A 16,625-nucleotide genomic window follows, 5' to 3' on the forward strand; every position below is an offset into this window, starting at 1 on the left:
AAGCGCGGTAAAGGTGCGGTAGCTCAAGCGTTAACGCCGCGGCGCGCTACCGGGTTCGCTTCGGGTTCTTCACATATGCAAAATCGCGCGTACCCGCGGCATTTAGGGAGAAACCCTAAAAACTGCGTGTCGCGCGTCCCGATAGCGAACCAAATCCTTCTATCAGTGCCTCTGTGCCATCGACAGTGGTTATCTGGTTCTTGATGTCGCGCAGCCTTTCAAAGGTCTCTTCGCTCGGGTCATCGCCCAGCGCCGCTTCGGCTGCCTTGAGTTCCTTATTTAGCTGAACTTTCTTGTTATGCAAGGCCAGCGCGTGACTCAATCCAGTTTCCGCGTCAATAAGGGCAATCTCCAGCCCGATCTGCCAGACGCCCTGCCCCTGCAGGACTTGCTCCATTCGCTCCAAGGCTGGCCCAAATCCGCGAATCCTCAGTGCCGATTTAAGATCGGCCGCCGAAATATCGTGGTGCCGTACCACCAGCCGCAAGATTTCGCTTAGCGCATTGCGAGCCGAAGGAGTCTCAAAGTCGAGCGCCGCCAGCGCTTCGAACTTGTCTTCCACCAATGCGGGATGATTGACCAGACTAAGGATGATCGCTGCCTCGCGCGGCGTTGCCTCGGCGGCAAGACCTGGCTTCAGCAACCGCGAATTGCGCAACGTATCGGACACGACCACCCGCGGTGAGCCGCGACCCGACCGAGCATAGCCCCCAGCACCGTAGGGCGATCGCTTCTCGCCTCCGCCACCCCGCCGTTCATAGCCTCCCGAGCGCACAGGCGAGAAGAACGCCTTCAAACGCTCATCAAATGCCTGCGCGTAATGAAAGCGCACCGAACTGTCGCCGATGGAGTTGGCGCGCTCGCGCAGTCGCGCCTGCAAGGCTGCCCGCTCCTCGGGCGCTTCGGGCACCAACCCACCCGTTTCCAGGCTCCAGATCACATCCGACAAGCTGCGCGCTCGCTCGATCACATCGGCAAAGGCCGCCCTGCCCTGCGCCTTGATCAGGTCATCGGGATCCTGCCCTTCCGGCAGCGTCGCGATCTTCACGGTTTGACCGGGCTTGAGATGCGGCAGCACCATTTCGGCCGCGCGCTGCGCTGCTTTCTGGCCCGCCGCATCGCCGTCAAAACACAGCACCGGCGTATCGCTCAGGCGCCAAAGCAGCTGCAGATGCTCCTCGGTCAGAGCCGTCCCTAAGGGCGCCACCGTCCCTTCAAAGCCGGCGCTGACCGCGGCAATCACATCGAGATAACCCTCGACCACGATCACCGTCGCTCCGTCATGGGCGGCCTGTCGGGCCGTGTGGCCGTTGTAAAGCGTCTGGCGCTTCTTGAAGAGCTCCGTTTCGGGCGAATTGAGGTACTTTGCCGGCACATCCGCCGACAGCGCCCGCCCGCCAAAGGCGATGATGCGCCCACGAAAATCGGTGATCGGGAACATCAGCCGATTGCGGAAGCGATCATAGGGCATGGGATCATTGTCGCGCGTCGCCACGAGCCCCGTTTCGAGCATCTGCTGGGCCGAAACGCCATTGGCCGCCAGATGCTCCTTGAGCCCGTTGCGGCTATCGGGGGCAAAGCCGAGGCGGAACCGCGTCTGGCTGGCGGCAGAAACACCCCGCTCGTGCAGATAGCCCCGCGCCCGCGCTCCGATATTGTGATGCAGCGCCGCCTCGAAATACTTGGCGGCCAGCTCCATCACATCCATCAGCGTGCGCTGCTGCGCGGCCCGCTTCTCCTGGCGCTCGTCGCGCGCCGGCATCGGCACGCCAGCCATCCCAGCCAGCCGCTCTACCGCTTCGGGAAAGCTCAACCCGGCTTTTTCCACGAGGAAGCGAAAATGGTCCCCGCTCACCCCGCAGCCAAAGCAATGATAGATGCCGCGCCGGTCATCAGCGTGAAAGCTCGGGGATTTCTCGCCATGAAACGGGCAACAGGCCCACATGTCGCCCTTGCCCGGCTGCGACTTGCGCTTATCCCAAATGACGTGCTCGCCCACCACCTGCGTTATCGGCAGGCGCTGACGGATTTCATCCAGGAACTGATCGGAAAAGCGCATAGCCGCTAGGTAAGCACTGGCTTGACCGATGTCACGTCCTCAGCGGTTTTCCACAGCCTCAGGCGCGCTTGCTGCGCTGATACAGCCGCAAGGCCCACCCAAACAGGCCACAGGCGAATAGCACCAGCATGATGCCGCCCAACACCACCATTACGCTTGAACTGACGAGTGGGAAAAACAGAAACACCAGACCAAGCACCACATAGGCGATGCCCGACAGCAGCACCGGCCAGATGCGCGCGTAGATTTCACGCTCGCGAATGATGACGACGATTTGCATGATCCCCACCAGCAGCGCCGCCAGCCCGACAAGGCTCGCGAGGAACGTCGCCGTTAAAATCGTGGCGACCAGCGGGCTGAGCAGAATCAACACACCAAGAAGCAGCGACAAGGCATTGGAAATAACGTCGAACCAGTAATTGCCGCTCTTGCCGCCACCAAAGGTGAGGCTCCACAAACCCAGGGCTCCGTCGACGATCAGAATAATGCCGCCGGCCAGCACCAGCACCGTCAGCGCATCGCCCGGCGCCAGGATCGCATAAAGCCCCGCCAGCAACATGATGAGGCCGCGCAAGGCGGTAATCGCCGCAAAGCGCCGCTTGATTTCTCCATTAATCGCCATCAAAAGATCTCCCGGCCGGCCCCGCTGCCAGCACCCCACTCTAGCGCGGCGCAAGCCATCGGTCACCCTTGCCCTGGTTGCCGCCGAGCCACTGCGACCCTGATGTGGATTGCCCTGCCGCTTCGGGCATGGTTTGTCGCCCCGCCCCATCCATGCCGAGGTTTGCTTTGATGTCGTTGCCGCTGCTCGCCCTGTTTCTTGCGGCATTTGCCTTCGGCACCGCCGAATTCGTCATCGCCGGCATTCTGCCTGATGTCGCCACCGATCTCGGCGTTTCGGTTCCAGTCGCCGGCTACCTCATCTCGGGCTACGCCATCGGCATCGCCATTGGGGGCCCGCTCCTTGCGCTCCTGACCAATCGCATGTCGCGCAAAACCCTGATCCTTCTTCTAGGCGCCGTGTTCACCCTGGGACAGGCGCTCTGCGCCATCGCGCCCAACTTCGAGCTCTTGATGGCGGCGCGGGTGATCGTCTCGGTCGTGCATGGCGCCTATTTCGGCATCGCCGCCGTGGTCGCAGTGACCTTGGTCGCGCCCGAACGGCGCGGCTTTGCCGTCGCCCTGATCCTGTCGGGCCTCACCGTCTCCAATATTCTTGGCGTGCCCGGCGGGACCGCGATCGGTAATGCCCTGGGCTGGCGCGCCACCTTCTGGACCGTGGGCGCTATCGGCTTTGTCGCCACGTTGGCGACCGCCTTTTTCCTGCCCGCCGCCCCCGGCGTTCAGGCCGCTGCGGGCAGTTTCAAGCGCGAGTTCCGCGCCCTCGGTCGGCAGGCCATTATCTGCTCGCTGCTGATCGTTGTTCTGGTGATGATCGGCCAATACAGCCTCTTCACCTTCATCGCCCCGCTCCTGCTCGAAGTCACCCAACTCGAACCCGGCGTCGTGCCGTGGGTGCTGCTGCTCTTCGGCATCGGCTCCACCATTGGCGTCTTCATCGGCGGCCGCCTCGCCGACTGGAAACTCATGCCATCGCTGATCGGCATCATGGTGCTGCAGGCCAGCGTTTATGCAGCCCTCTATCTCGCCAGCCCCGTCCCCTGGTTGATGGCCATCACGGTGATCGCTTGGGGCGGCGTCAACTTCGCCTTCGGCTCACCCGTGCAGTCCCGGATTCTCGCTTGGGCCGGCGATGCGCCCAATCTGGCCTCGGCCCTGGTGCCCACCGGCTTCAATATCGGCATTGCGATCGGCGCCGTGCTGGGCGGCACCTTGCTCGAGCACGGCTTTGGCTACCGCAACCTCCCCCTGATCGGGGTCGCGGCGTTGCTGCTGGCGCTGGCCATTGCAGTTCTCTCCTATGCGTGGGAGCGCCACAGCGGTGAAGTGCCGCCCGGGGCGCCTGCCGCCGCCTGAGGACCGCTGGGCGGACCTTTTTAAAGAGCTGCTGCGCCGCGCTGATGACGCTCTTTATTAGTCCGAAGCGGGCTGGCCGGACTGCGTTTAAGACCCCACTGCCCAGCACCGGCTGGTGGCCTAGGCCGACAGCGCAGCCTTGACCTTGCCGCTGGCTTTGCCGAAATCAATCCGTCCCGGATAGTCGGCTTTGAGCTGGGCGATCACCTTGCCCATGTCCTTGGGACCTTCGGCGCCTGTTGTCGCGATGGCCGCCTTGATGGCGCTGTCCACCTCATCCTCCGTGAGTCCTTTGGGCAGGAACTCATTGAGGATATCGATTTCTTCCTTCTCGACCGTTGCAAGATCACTCCGTCCCGCCTGCGCATAAATGGCAAAGCTTTCTTCGCGCTGCTTGACCATCTTCTGGATGATGGCGAGCACTTCCTCATTGGTGGCCGGTCCGCGATTGTCCTGGCGGATCGCGATATCCTTGTCCTTGATGGCCGCACTGATCGCCCGGAGCGTGGCCGTCCGGCGCTGGTCCCGTGCCTTGAGCGCCGTTTTCAGGGCTTCGCTGATGGTCTCGCGCACACTCGATCTCCTCTTGCCATGCAATTCTGCCGGCCCATATAGGCGTAAACAAAGCCGTGCGCCACTTGCGCGGTCCCGTGGCTCCTTCTAGAAGGAGACCTCAATCGACATTGCCAAGAACCCTGGAGGCCCACCGTGACCGGCTGGCAGCAATCCCCCGCGACCGCCCTTTTGATCCTTGCGGATGGTACTCGTCTTGAGGGGCGCGGAATCGGAGCCACGGGCCAGGCCGCCGGCGAAGTGTGCTTCAACACCGCCATGACCGGCTACCAGGAAGTGCTGACCGATCCCTCCTATGCCGGGCAGATCATCACCTTCACCTTCCCCCATATCGGCAATGTCGGCACCAACGACGAAGACATCGAGATGGTCAACCAGGCCGCTCTGTCGGGCGTGCGGGGCGTCGTGCTCAAGGCCGATATCACCAATCCTTCCAATTACCGGGCCGCTGAAAAGCTCGACGCCTGGCTCAAGAAGCGCAACATCATCGGCATTGCCGGTATCGACACGCGCGCCCTGACCGCCAAGATCCGGGAAGGCGGCATGCCCAATGGCGTGATCGCCCACCAGCCCGACGGCGCCTTTGACGATGCGGTCATTACCGCCGAACTCAACGCCTTCCCCGGCCTTGAAGGGCTCGACCTGGCCAAGGAAGTCACCACCGCCCAAACCTATCATTGGTCCGAGACCGGCTGGAAATGGGGCGAAGGCTATGCCGAAGTCACCGATCCGGCCTTCCACATCGTCGCCATCGACTACGGCGCCAAGCGCAACATTCTGCGTTGCCTGGCCGATCAGGGTGCGCGGGTCACTGTCCTGCCTGCGACTGCAACGGCCGAGGATGTGATGGCTTACCAGCCGGACGGCATCTTCCTGTCCAACGGCCCCGGCGATCCCGCGGCGACCGGCGAATATGCCGTGCCCACCATCCAGAAGCTGATGGATACCGGCAAGCCGGTCTTTGGCATCTGCCTCGGCCACCAACTGCTTGGCCTGGCGCTTGGCGGCAAGACCTCCAAGATGCACCAGGGTCATCACGGCGCCAATCACCCGGTCAAGGACCTGACCACCGGCAAGGTCGAGATCACCTCGATGAACCACGGCTTTGCCGTTGATTCCGCGAGCCTGCCCGCCGGCGTGACCCAGACCCATATCTCCCTGTTCGATGGCTCCAATGCCGGCCTGGCGGTCGAGGGCAAGCCGATCTTTTCGGTACAATACCACCCCGAAGCCAGCCCCGGCCCGCGCGACAGCCATTACCTGTTCACGCGCTTTCTCAACCATGTGCGCGAGCAAAAAGGTGTGGCCCCCGAGCCCGAACACAAGCAGCCCGGCGTCTAAGGGCACCTAAGTCTCACGCGGGGAAGCGTTTCGCCTCATGAACCGTAGCGATTTCCTCGCGGGCCTGCGCAGTGGCTTTGTGGTGGCCGTCTCCTCGGCGCCGTTCGCGGTGCTGTTTGGCGCGGTAGCGGTCGACAATGGCCTGACCGTTCTCGATGTCGGCTTGATGAGCGCCCTCGTTTTTGCGGGGGCCAGCCAGCTCGTTGGCATCGAGCTCTTCGGCAGCCACGTTCCAGCCTGGCTGATCGTCCTCTCCATCCTCGCGGTGAACTTTCGGCACGTGCTCTATTCGGCGGCGCTGGCGCCGATGTTCAGCCGCTACAGCCCCATGCAGCGGCTACTCGCTTTCTTTCTCCTCACCGATCCGCAATATGCCGACGCCATCCGGCGCTCCGAGACAAACCAGTCGCTCAGCTTCACCTGGTATCTCACCTTCGGCCTTGTGGTCTGGCTGCAATGGGTGGTGTTCTCCGTCCTTGGCGCCTGGTTCGGCGGCCTGCTCGGCGACCCCCGCACCTTCGCCATCGACGTGCTGCTGCCCATCTATTTCCTTGGTCTCGTGGTCACTTTCCGCCGGCGGACCGGCTTTTATCCGGTTGTGCTCGCCAGCATGACGGGCGCCGTGCTCGCCTATCACTTCGTCGGCTCCCCCTGGCATGTCAGCATCGGCGCAGTCCTCGGCATCCTTGTTGCCGTGCTGCTGCCCGCTCCGCTGGCGCAGGCTAGGTCTTCCGTAGCGCCGGAGGCGCACTGATGGGGGTCGATGCTGGAATGCTGGCCCTGATTGCTGCGGCTGCAGTGGCCACCTACCTGACCCGAATTGGCGGCTATGTGCTGATCACCCGGCTCCACACCATCCCGCCCCGCCTGCAGGCAGCGCTGGATGCCGTTCCGGCGGCCGTGCTGACAACCCTGTTCGCTCCGGCCTTCTTCAATGGCGGCTGGGACGTCAAACTCGCCCTGCTGGTCGCGGGCCTCGTGTCGCTGCGCTATCCCGGCCTCATTATGCTGTTTGCCGGCTGGGCCACCGCCATGGTCGCCCGGCACCTGCTCGGCCTTTAAGCACGCCTGGCGACTAGCGCCACCGGTCTACCAGTGCTCCAGTCTTGCCGGTCACCGGATCGCTTTCCGGCAGCGGCAGCTTGGCGATGGTTTCATCGGCCTTGGGTCGATCATCGGGCTGCCCGCGCAGCGTATCCCATTGCTCTTCGCCTGGTGGATAAGCGCCCACCACCATGAAGTCAGTGCTCGCCAGCATCCGCTGATGCGCCACCCCGGCGGGGATCACCACCACGTCGCCCGCCTCCACCTTCACTTCGGCCCCGCTCGGTCCCCCCAGGCGCAGGGTTGCATTTCCCTCAGCCACGCCAAGGCATTCATGCGCGTTGGAATGATAATGGTGGAACGTGAACACCGTGTCGCGCCATTTGGGCGGCCAGCCATTACGCTCGAACAAGCGCTCCAGCGCCGGCGCGCCGTCTTCGGGCTTGACCGCGCCACGATACACCAGCACCGGCAGCCGGCTATTAGGAAACACGCCGTCATCGGCGAGCAGCAACTCTTCCGGCTCAAGCATTAGATACGCGCCGAGAAAGTGTCGCAATCGGCCGGATCCCCCGAACGGTAACCGCGGTCAAACCAGTTACGGCGCTGCTCGGATGTGCCGTGATTGAAGGTCTTGGGCACGACGAACCCCTGCGAGCGCATCTGCAGCGTATCATCCCCGATTTGCTCGGCCGCATTGAGCGCTTCTTCAAAGTCGCCCGTTTCCAGCAGGTTTTGCTGGCCCGCATAGTTTGCCCACACCCCCGCATAGCAATCGGCCTGCAATTCAATGCGCACGGAATAAGCATTGGCATCTTCCTGGCTCATGCTCTGCCGGCGCTGGTTGAACTCGGGAAGGATGCCGGTCAGGTTCTGCACATGGTGGCCAACTTCATGGGCCAGCACATAGGCCTGGGCAAAGTCGCCGGGCGCGCCGAACTGCCGGTGCAGCTGATCATAAAAGCTCAGATCGATATACACCCGCTGGTCGCCGGGGCAATAAAACGGACCCGTGCTCGAATCGGCTGTGCCACAGGCGGTGTTGACCACATCGGTGAACAGCACGACGCGTGGCTCCACATATTCCGCGCCTTGGGCGGTGAACACCTCGGTCCAGAGATCTTCGGTTTCCTTGACCACCACGCCGACGAAATCGGCGAGTTCATCCTCGCCCTGCGTGGGCAGACTGCGCGACGAACTTTGCGCCGGAACCCCGCCGGTGCTCGAGCCGCCCGTGAGCATATCGAGCGGATTCTGCCCAGTCGCAAACCAGAGGATGCCCAGCACGATGATGGTGCCGAACAACCCGAGGCCACCGCCCGTGCGGCCGCCCATGGGAATGCGAATACCACCGCCGCGTCCAAGCCCGCCCAGCCCGCCGCCACGACGGCCGCCAAAACCGCCGCCCTGCCCGCGCCGGTCCTCGATATTGGAGCTACGATTTCTTCCTTGCCACTTCATGCTGGATCCTTGCGCGGGCGTAACAATGCTTGCCACCATAAGCCTTGGAGGATGATGTGAGTTCCCCCGCGGCCCTGATGGGCCAAATTGACCCGCCCTGAGAGAAGGCCTAGCCTGCTCCTGCCGCTGTCATCGCAGCGTCACGGCGACACGGCACAGCACCCGAGTTCGACACCGCCCCCACGGGGGCACATACTCCCAGAGCCGCAGTTCGGAGAACGCGATGAAGTTCAATCCCAGCATGTCCCGGCGCCATTTTCTCGCGGGCTCGGTCAGCATCGGCGCCCTCGCCGCCATGCACCCCTTTGCCAGCCTCGCCCAGGCCAATCAGGCCCATCTGCGCATTCTCCAGACCACGGACCTGCACGTAGCGGTGTTCCCCTACGACTATTATGCCGATGCGCCCAACGACACGATGGGCCTGGCCCGCACCGCGGCGATCATCGAGCAGATCCGTGCCGAGGCGGGTAACTCCATGCTGGTCGACAACGGCGACATTATCCAGGGCACGCCCATGGGCGATTACATCGCCTATGAAAAAGGCCTTGAGGGCAATGTGCACCCGATGATCGCGGCCATGAACACGCTGGGTTACGAAGCCGCCACCCTCGGCAATCACGAATTCAACTACGGCCTCGACTATCTCGACGCCGCCCTTTCGGGCGCCAACTTCCCCTTTGTTTCGGCCAATCTGGTGCGCGGCACCACGCTTGCCGACGACCCCACCGCCGATGACACCTATATCGCGCCCTACCGCATCATCGAAAAACAGCTGACCGATGGCTCGGGCGCGGGCAAAACCATCCGCGTCGGCATCATCGGCTTCCTGCCACCCCAGATCATGACCTGGGACTCGAGCCACCTCACCGGCAAGGTCGCCACGCGCGACATCGTGGAAACCGCCAAGGCCTATGTACCGCGCATGCGCGCCGAAGGCGCAGACCTGATCGTCGCCCTATCCCACTCCGGCATCGCCGAAGACAAGGGGCCGGGCTCGGAAAACGCTTCCCTGCAGTTGGCTGGTGTCGAGGGCATCGACGTGGTCCTCACCGGCCACCAGCATCTGGTGTTCCCCGGCCCCGATTTTGCCGAACTCCAAGGCGCCGACATCGAGGCCGGCACCCTCAACGGCAAGCCCGCCGTGATGCCGGGCTTCTGGGGCTCGCATATGGGCCTGATCGACCTGCTCCTCGAGCAGGACGCCGAGGGCAAATGGTCCGTCGTTTCCCACACCGCGGAAGCTCGACCGATCTTCGAACGCGTCGATGGCAAGGTCACCCCTCTGGTCGAGGACGAAGCGGAAGTCACCGCCGCTGCCCAGCAAGAGCATGAGGAAACCCTCGATTATATCCGCCGCCCTGTGGGCGAAACCTCAGCGCCCCTCCACTCCTATTTCGCCCTCGTGGCCGATGATCCATCCGTGCAGATCGTCTCCCAGGCTCAGACCTGGTACATCGCCCAGATGATGAAGGGTACTGAATGGGAGGGTCTGCCGATCCTGTCCGCCGCAGCCCCCTTCAAGTCCGGCGGTCGCGGCGGCCCCGATTATTACACCGATGTGCCGGTGGGCCCCGTCGCCATCAAGAACGTCGCCGACCTCTATCTCTACCCCAACACCATCCAGGCCCTCGTGATCACCGGGGCCGACGTCAAGAACTGGCTCGAGCGCTCCGCCGGCATCTTCAACCAGGTGGAAAAGGGCGCCTCCGACGCCGAACTCATCAACCTCGATTTTCCCGCCTACAACTTCGACGTCATCGATGGCGTGACCTACAAGATCGACATCACCCAGCCCTCGCGCTTTTCCGCCGACGGCAAGCAGGAGCTCAATCCCGACGCCAACCGCATCGTTGATCTGCAGTTCAATGGCGCCCCCATCGATCCGGCCGCCCGCTTCGTGGTCGCCTCCAATAACTACCGCGCCGGCGGCGGCGGTACCTTCCCCGGCATCGGCGCCGACAAGATCGTCTTCAAAGGCCCCGACACCAATCGCGACCTCATCGTGCGCTACATCGTCGAAAACGGCACGATTGACCCCAAGGCGGACAGCAACTGGTCGCTCGCCCCGATCGGCGACACCACCGTCCTGTTTGCCACCGGCCCCAAGGCCGCCGAGCACGTCGCCGATGTCACCGCTGTCAAGGTCGAGCCCACCGGCGACAACAACGAAGACGGCTTCGGGCTGTACCGTATCACCCTCTGAACAAAACAAAGCGGGCGCCCCTGAAGGCGCCCGCTGCTGCATCTGGTGTTAACGGGGCTTACTGCCCGTCGGGAACCACATCGACGCTGACCGCTGGAACGTCGACATCGACTGTCCCGCCGCCACCGCCATTATTGTTGAAGAACACGAGGTAACCGATGGCGAGCAGCGCGAGCGCCACGATGATGCCGATCAACAAGCCGCTGCCACCGCCGCGGCTCCCGCGATCGACCACAACGGTTTCACGTTCGCGAATATCCATTTGTAACTCCTGCACTATGTTGTCGCCACAATGCGCGCGGCGCCAACTTGGTTCCGGAAGCTAGCTCTGCCGCTCGTTCGGTGAGGCCAGGGGCGCACGGCCCTTGTAACTCTCATCACGGCTATGCGCCTTACCCTCGACAACGGTGGTGCCGACCACGAAGTCACCCTCACCGGCGTTTTCTTCAGCGGCAACCGGCTCCTGATCCACCAGCGCATCTTCGATCTCGGTTTGCGGCCGGTCTTCGCCCGTGGCGAGTTCCTCGTGCCATTCGCCCTTGGCGTCCTGGTAAAGAATGGCCGCGGTGTCGCCGGCCAGTTGCTGCCGGTCGGCCGCAGCCACGGCCGCATCGAGCGCCAGCTCGTGGGTAGGATAAGCCTCGGAGAACACGTCCCCTACCTTGTAGGCGAACCCGCCATCATGCTCCACAACTTCATACTTCACTTCAGCCATTATAGAACCTCCTGGGTTGGGGTTTGAACACCCCTAGGGCCGGGTTGGTTGCCCGGCTCCAGCAAATGCCGCTTTGCCGAACATTAACTGCCCCCCTTCACGCCACCGCAACGCTCCCGGCGTTAAACCTGGCTTTGTCAGCCGGAGTTCGCCATGACCGCCGCCCTTGCCCTCGCCATTTCCGATCTGTCCAAATCCTTTGATCGTCCTGTGATCCAGCAGCTCGATCTCACCGTGCGGCCCGGCGAGTTCTACGCCCTGCTCGGTCCCAATGGCGCGGGCAAGACCACGATCCTGCGCATGGTGGCGGGACTGCTGCAGCCCGATAGCGGCGCCATTTCCATCTTCGGCATCGATGCGCGGCGAGACCCGGTGGCAGCCAAGCGCATCCTCGCCTGGGTCTCGGACGAGCCCATGGTTTATGACCGCCTCACCCCGCTGGAATATCTCGAATTCGTGGCCGGCCTTTGGCAGATCAACGCCTCCACCGCCCGTCGCAAGGCCCATGACCTGATCGACTGGCTCGGCCTCGCGCCCCACGCCAATCAGCTCTGCGGCAGCTTCTCCAAAGGCATGCTGCAAAAAGTCGCCCTTGCCGGCGCCCTCGTGCACGACCCGCGCCTCATCATCCTGGACGAACCGCTCACCGGACTCGACGCTGGCTCGGCCCGCCAGGTCAAGGACGTGCTGCTGGGCAAGGTGGGCGAAGGCGTCACCGTCATCATGACTACCCACATTCTCGAAGTCGCCGAACGCATGGCCGAGCGCATCGGGGTGATCAGCGCCGGTCGCCTCATTGCCGAAGGCACGCTCGCCGAGCTGCGCAGCCGGATCGGCGGAGCCAACCAAAGCCTCGAGGATATTTTCCTCAATCTGGTCGCGCGCAACGAACCGGATACCGCCGCTGCATGACCACAGCGCCCACATCCCTTTTCTGGTTTGCCCGCCACGAGCTCAAGCTCGCCTGGCGCGACTGGCTGGTCATGATGACCGGGGGCCAGACGGGTCGCCGGGTAGCGATTGTACTGTTCGGTATTTTTGCCGCCGTCCTCTTCCACCTCCTTGCTTATGGGCTGGTGCGCCCCTGGGTCGCGGCGGGCATCGTCCCCGACAAGCCAACGCTGGTGTTGCTGACCGGCACCGGCCTGCTGTTCTGGTCCGTCACGCTTTCCCAGGCCCTTGAGTCGATCACCCGCGTTTATTACGCGCGCTCCGACCTCGATCTGATCCTGTCCTCCCCCGCCTCCTCACGCCGCCTCTTTGCCGTTCGCACCGGCGCCGTTGCCATCACCACCGTGGCCCTCTCCGCCTTGCTCGCCAGCCCGCTCATCAACATGCTGGCCCTGCTCGATGGCCCCCGCTGGCTGGCTGCCTAGGGCCTTCTTCTCGCCGCGGGCGCCCTGTCCACCGCCATTGCCGTCGCCATCACCATGGCCTTGTTCCGCCTTGTGGGCGCTAAGCGAACCCGGCTGATCGCCCAGATCGTCGCCGCCATTATCGGCGCCGGCTTCATCATTGGCATCCAGGCGGTCGCGATCATTCACTACGGCAGTTTCTCGCGCTTCACCCTGTTCCAGTCTGCCGATCTGGTGAACGCCGCTCCGGCTCTCAACAGCCCCGTTTGGCTTCCCGCCCGCGCAGCCCTGGGGGACTGGGCGGCCCTGGCGCTGGCGGCAGCGATCAGCTTTGGTGCCCTCGCTGGCATGATCGCGCTTTCCGCCTCGAGCTTTGGGCGCCACGCCATTGCCGCGGCGGGTCTAGCCCATGTCCGCGCCGGCAGTGAGCCAGCCCCGGCGCGTTTTCGCCCCATGACGCAAACCCAGGCGCTGCGCCGCAAGGAATGGCGCCTTCTCAAGCGCGACCCCTGGCTCTTGTCGCAAACGCTGATGCAGATCCTTTATCTGCTGCCGCCAGCCCTTTTGCTCTGGATCAACTATGGCGACAGCGCCGGCGCCTATGTCGTGGCTGTGCCCGTCCTCGTGATGGCCGCGGGCCAACTTGCCGGCGGGCTTGCCTGGCTCGCCATCTCGGGTGAGGACGCCCCTGACCTCGTGGCCACCGCGCCCATCACGGCGCGCATGGTGCTGATCAGCAAGATCGAGGCCGTGCTCGCCGTCATTGCCATCATCCTCCTGCCACTGCTCGCCTTGCTGGCTTTGTCCTCGCCAGCCATGGCGGCCGTCACGGCGCTTTGCGCGGCCTTGTCCGCCGGCTCCGCCACGGCCATCCAGCTCTGGTTCCGCGTTACCGCCAAGCGCTCCATGTTCCGCCGCCGCCAGGTCGCCTCCCGCGCCGCCACCCTGTCGGAAGCCTTTGCTTCCATCATGTGGGCCGGCACGGGCGCGCTCATGGCGGCGGGCTCGCTCCTCGCAATTGGTCCCGCGCTCGTCGCCGTTTTTGTGCTGGGGCTGGCCAAGCTGCTCAGCCCCAGGCACGGCTAGTTCCTACCAGATCGCGTTATTGGTCGCCGGATTGCCACCCGTCTTGCCATCTGGCCGGTCGAGCCCCGCAATCCGCTGCAGGTCTTCCCCGTCCAATTCGAAATCGAACACGTCGATATTGGCCCGGATGCGCTCCGGATGGGTAGACTTGGGAATGACGATAAAACCTTCCTGGATGTGCCAGCGTAAAATGGCCTGGGCTGGGCTCTTGCCGTGCTTCTCGGCAATCTCGGCGATTGTGGGGTTCTTGAGCGCCGCCCCGCTGCCGAGCGGGCTATAGCTCTCGATCGCAATGCGGTTCTTCACATGGAAATCCAGCACATCGCGCTGCTGGTACTCGGGATGCACCTCGATCTGGTTGACCGCCGGGGTCACGCCCGTCTCGCCGATGATCCGCTCCAGATGCTCTGGCAGGAAGTTGGAAACCCCGATGCTCTTGATCAGGCCTTCTTTTTGCAGCTGCACAAAGGCCTTCCAGGCTTCGGGATACTTGTCCTGCCCCGGTACCGGCCAGTGGATCAAAAACAGATCGAGATAATCGAGCCCGAGCTTTTCGAGGGACCCATGGAAGCTCTTGATCGCTTGATCATAAGCCTGGTCCCGGGTGCGCAGCTTGGAGGTGACAAACAGCTCCTCGCGTCCGATGCCACTGTCCTTGATGGCGCGTCCCACGCCTTCTTCATTATTATAGCCCTGGGCCGTATCGATGGAGCGATACCCCGCCTGCAAGGCTTCGCTGACCGCTGCCTGCACTTCATTATTGGGCACTTGCCAGACCCCGAAGCCAAGCTGGGGAATGGAATTGCCATCATTGAGGGAAATATTGGGGACGCCGGCCATGCGAAAGCTCCTTGCGCAGGTTCAAACTCCCTGCCCAACGGCTCTCCGCTCCAAGAGTTCAGCGCCTGGGGATGATCTATCACCCAGGAGGCACCAGCTAGCGCTTAGCCTGCGTCGGCACGAGCTTGAGTTGCGGCCGGCGGGATGCATGGAACAGCGTGATTTCGGCTTCGGCTTGCTCGTCGCTTTCGCCCCCAACCAGGCGATACCCGAACCGCTCGGCCAGGGGGCGCAGTTGCTCGACGCACTCAGCCCGCACCCGCCGCTCGATCACCGGCTCGCCAAGAGCCATCAACACAACCGCCGCACCGATCTCTACACCCAGGTCGAACTCATCGTCCCGGCCCGGAAACCGTACCCGCACTCCATCTAGCACCTCGATCTGGCGCATCCACGAACTCCTACTAACACTCGATCATCACTCTGACGTGGTGAAAGCCATGTTAACAAAACCGTGCCCGCCCGGCACTTCACAATTGGGAACCAAGCCTGAATCCGCCCGTTCCCTTGGCCTCGACACAGCGGCGGAAAAGCAATGACAGACGCCCAAGATACCCTGCAGGTCGTTGACGAGTTTTCGACCATTCGTAAGCAGGACGTGGTCACCGGCAAGGTCCGGGTTAGCACCAAGACTGAGCTCGTGGAGGACGTGGTTTCGGCCATGCTCGACCGCCAGGATGTTGAAGTGACCCGCGTCCCGCGTGGGATCGAGATCACCGAGGCCCCCCCAATCCGCACCGAAGGGGATACCACCATCATCCCCGTCGTTGAGGAGGTTCTCGTGGTCGAAAAGCGCCTGGTGCTCAAGGAGGAGCTTCATCTGCGCCGTTCTGTATCGCGTGAGCACGTCGAATTACCGATCACCCTGCGCAAGCAGCACGCGGTGGTTGAAAGAAGTGAAACGGACCAACCCAACATCGAAGAGGAACAATAAATGAGCCAGTTTTCCGCAACCGGCGCCGAGCGCACGCTTTCGGCATTTTTCGACTCCCGCAGCGAAGCTGATCGCGCTGTCGAGCGGCTGATTGACGCGGGCATCTCGCGCGACAATGTTCGCCTTATGCCTGGCTACGAGAATGACGAACCTGTGCAGAATCGCGAAGAAACCCACCGCGGCTTCTTTGCCTCGCTGGCTGATTTCTTCATGCCCGACGAGGACCGCTACACCTATGCCGAGGGCCTGAGCCGCGGCGGTTATCTGGTGACCGTCAGCGATCTGGATTCAACGAACCACGATACCGCTCTCGACATCCTGGATGACGAAGGGGCCATCGATCTGGACGAGCGCGAGGAAAGCTGGCGCACGGAAGGCTGGACCGGTTACACGACCGATTATTCCGGCACTGCCCGCCGCGCCGCCGACTCCACCAATAGCTCCGGCGGCACTCTGGGTGCAGGCACCACCAGCGGCAGCACGCTGGGCGCGAGCGGCGTAGGCGCCACCACCACCTCGGACATTGCCGGCTCGACTGGCAGCGCGGGCTACGCCTCGACTAGCCAGGGCCAGACAACCTCCACCTCGGGTGCCGGTTATACCGATCGCACCACCTCCGAGTTCGGCACTGATGAAGTGATCCCGGTGGTTGAGGAAGAACTGCGCGTTGGCAAGCGCGACGTCAATCTGGGTCGGGTCCGCGTCCGCTCCTATGTTCGCGAGGAACCCGTCAGCGCCAATGTGAACCTGTATGAGGAGCGCGTAACCATCGAGCGTCGCCCCGTGGATCGTGCTTTGGGCGCCGGCGACGCCGCCTTCCAGGATCGCACCATCGAGGCCGAGGAGCACGCCGAAGAAGCTGTGGTCGACAAGCAGGCTCGCGTTACGGAGGAAATCTCCCTGCGCAAGGAGGGAGCCAGCCGCGAGGAAACCATCAGCGACACCGTGCGCAAGACCGAAGTGGAAGTCGAGGACGACCGCAATACCGGCCTCAGCGACCGCAAGACCAGCATCTAGCCCAAGGCTTGATGCCTATA

19 protein-coding genes are annotated in these 16,625 nt (G+C 63.2%); 10 read left to right on the forward strand and 9 right to left on the reverse strand.

What is annotated here, in order from left to right; genetic code table 11:
* Positions 1-115: 115 nt before the first annotated feature.
* A complete protein-coding gene (gene dnaG, locus AC3YOG_RS12695) occupies positions 116-2,059 on the reverse strand; it encodes a DNA primase (protein WP_489935343.1) in 1,944 nt (647 codons plus the stop codon).
* 58 nt (positions 2,060-2,117) lie between these two features.
* The gene (locus AC3YOG_RS12700) at positions 2,118-2,681 is read right to left on the reverse strand and encodes an HdeD family acid-resistance protein (protein WP_489935344.1); all 564 of its coding nucleotides are present in this window, start codon (positions 2,679-2,681) and stop codon (positions 2,118-2,120) included.
* Between the two features lie 170 nt (positions 2,682-2,851).
* Between AC3YOG_RS12700 and AC3YOG_RS12705 the strand changes: the two genes are divergently transcribed.
* On the forward strand, positions 2,852-4,036 hold the full coding sequence (locus tag AC3YOG_RS12705; RefSeq protein ID WP_489935345.1) for an MFS transporter: 1,185 nt from the start codon (positions 2,852-2,854) through the stop codon (positions 4,034-4,036).
* A gap of 120 nt (positions 4,037-4,156) precedes the next feature.
* Here the strand turns inward: AC3YOG_RS12705 and AC3YOG_RS12710 are convergent, their stop codons facing one another.
* Positions 4,157-4,609, reverse strand: coding sequence for a GatB/YqeY domain-containing protein (locus tag AC3YOG_RS12710; protein WP_489935346.1), 453 nt, complete (start codon positions 4,607-4,609; stop codon positions 4,157-4,159).
* A gap of 135 nt (positions 4,610-4,744) precedes the next feature.
* Between AC3YOG_RS12710 and carA the strand changes: the two genes are divergently transcribed.
* Genes carA through AC3YOG_RS12725 form a run of 3 tightly spaced genes read left to right on the forward strand, consistent with a single transcriptional unit; the run spans position 4,745 to position 7,012 of the window.
* The gene (carA, locus tag AC3YOG_RS12715; RefSeq protein WP_489935347.1) at positions 4,745-5,950 is read left to right on the forward strand and encodes a glutamine-hydrolyzing carbamoyl-phosphate synthase small subunit; all 1,206 of its coding nucleotides are present in this window, start codon (positions 4,745-4,747) and stop codon (positions 5,948-5,950) included.
* Between the two features lie 37 nt (positions 5,951-5,987).
* Positions 5,988-6,704, forward strand: a complete 717-nt coding sequence (locus AC3YOG_RS12720) for an AzlC family ABC transporter permease (RefSeq protein ID WP_489935348.1) — start codon at positions 5,988-5,990, stop codon at positions 6,702-6,704.
* On the forward strand, positions 6,704-7,012 hold the full coding sequence (locus AC3YOG_RS12725) for an AzlD family protein (RefSeq protein ID WP_127753664.1): 309 nt from the start codon (positions 6,704-6,706) through the stop codon (positions 7,010-7,012). The genes AC3YOG_RS12720 and AC3YOG_RS12725 overlap by 1 nt, the downstream gene beginning before the upstream one ends.
* Positions 7,013-7,025: 13 nt before the next feature.
* On the opposite strand, the gene AC3YOG_RS12730 is transcribed toward AC3YOG_RS12725, so the two are convergent.
* Together AC3YOG_RS12730 and ypfJ are read right to left on the reverse strand one after the other, a co-directional pair.
* A complete protein-coding gene (locus AC3YOG_RS12730) occupies positions 7,026-7,526 on the reverse strand; it encodes a cupin domain-containing protein (protein WP_489888920.1) in 501 nt (166 codons plus the stop codon).
* Positions 7,526-8,455 (reverse strand): KPN_02809 family neutral zinc metallopeptidase, encoded by a 930-nt coding sequence (gene ypfJ, locus AC3YOG_RS12735; protein ID WP_489935349.1) that lies wholly within the window; start codon positions 8,453-8,455, stop codon positions 7,526-7,528. Before ypfJ ends, AC3YOG_RS12730 begins: the two co-directional genes overlap by 1 nt.
* Positions 8,456-8,678: 223 nt before the next feature.
* Between ypfJ and AC3YOG_RS12740 the strand changes: the two genes are divergently transcribed.
* Complete coding sequence (locus AC3YOG_RS12740; protein ID WP_489935350.1) at positions 8,679-10,658, forward strand: bifunctional 2',3'-cyclic-nucleotide 2'-phosphodiesterase/3'-nucleotidase; 1,980 nt, start codon at positions 8,679-8,681, stop codon at positions 10,656-10,658.
* Between the two features lie 58 nt (positions 10,659-10,716).
* Here the strand turns inward: AC3YOG_RS12740 and AC3YOG_RS12745 are convergent, their stop codons facing one another.
* Together AC3YOG_RS12745 and AC3YOG_RS12750 are read right to left on the reverse strand one after the other, a co-directional pair.
* On the reverse strand, positions 10,717-10,920 hold the full coding sequence (locus tag AC3YOG_RS12745) for a hypothetical protein (RefSeq protein ID WP_127753666.1): 204 nt from the start codon (positions 10,918-10,920) through the stop codon (positions 10,717-10,719).
* Between the two features lie 60 nt (positions 10,921-10,980).
* On the reverse strand, positions 10,981-11,373 hold the full coding sequence (locus AC3YOG_RS12750; protein ID WP_348983114.1) for a hypothetical protein: 393 nt from the start codon (positions 11,371-11,373) through the stop codon (positions 10,981-10,983).
* 153 nt (positions 11,374-11,526) lie between these two features.
* Between AC3YOG_RS12750 and AC3YOG_RS12755 the strand changes: the two genes are divergently transcribed.
* From AC3YOG_RS12755 to AC3YOG_RS12765, 3 genes are read left to right on the forward strand one after another with little or no spacing between them, the layout of a single operon-like run.
* Positions 11,527-12,285: an ABC transporter ATP-binding protein gene (locus AC3YOG_RS12755; protein WP_489935351.1), complete on the forward strand. Its 759-nt coding sequence runs from the start codon at positions 11,527-11,529 to the stop codon at positions 12,283-12,285.
* Entirely contained in the window at positions 12,282-12,749 is a 468-nt protein-coding gene (locus AC3YOG_RS12760) for a hypothetical protein (protein WP_489935352.1), read from the forward strand. Before AC3YOG_RS12755 ends, AC3YOG_RS12760 begins: the two co-directional genes overlap by 4 nt.
* A 54-nt stretch (positions 12,750-12,803) precedes the next feature.
* Positions 12,804-13,814 (forward strand): hypothetical protein, encoded by a 1,011-nt coding sequence (locus tag AC3YOG_RS12765; protein WP_489935353.1) that lies wholly within the window; start codon positions 12,804-12,806, stop codon positions 13,812-13,814.
* A 3-nt stretch (positions 13,815-13,817) separates the two neighbouring features.
* Here the strand turns inward: AC3YOG_RS12765 and AC3YOG_RS12770 are convergent, their stop codons facing one another.
* Together AC3YOG_RS12770 and AC3YOG_RS12775 are read right to left on the reverse strand one after the other, a co-directional pair.
* Positions 13,818-14,654, reverse strand: coding sequence for an aldo/keto reductase (locus tag AC3YOG_RS12770; RefSeq protein ID WP_489935354.1), 837 nt, complete (start codon positions 14,652-14,654; stop codon positions 13,818-13,820).
* 97 nt (positions 14,655-14,751) lie between these two features.
* The gene (locus AC3YOG_RS12775; protein WP_172123741.1) at positions 14,752-15,045 is read right to left on the reverse strand and encodes a hypothetical protein; all 294 of its coding nucleotides are present in this window, start codon (positions 15,043-15,045) and stop codon (positions 14,752-14,754) included.
* A gap of 144 nt (positions 15,046-15,189) precedes the next feature.
* Here AC3YOG_RS12775 and AC3YOG_RS12780 point away from each other — a divergent pair, with 144 nt between their 5' ends.
* Positions 15,190-15,588: a DUF2382 domain-containing protein gene (locus AC3YOG_RS12780; protein ID WP_172123742.1), complete on the forward strand. Its 399-nt coding sequence runs from the start codon at positions 15,190-15,192 to the stop codon at positions 15,586-15,588.
* Complete coding sequence (locus AC3YOG_RS12785) at positions 15,589-16,605, forward strand: YsnF/AvaK domain-containing protein (RefSeq protein WP_489935355.1); 1,017 nt, start codon at positions 15,589-15,591, stop codon at positions 16,603-16,605. It abuts the gene before it with no gap.
* The last annotated feature ends 20 nt before the right edge of the window (positions 16,606-16,625 follow it).

The organism is Devosia sp. Z6_126 (genome assembly GCF_058133495.1).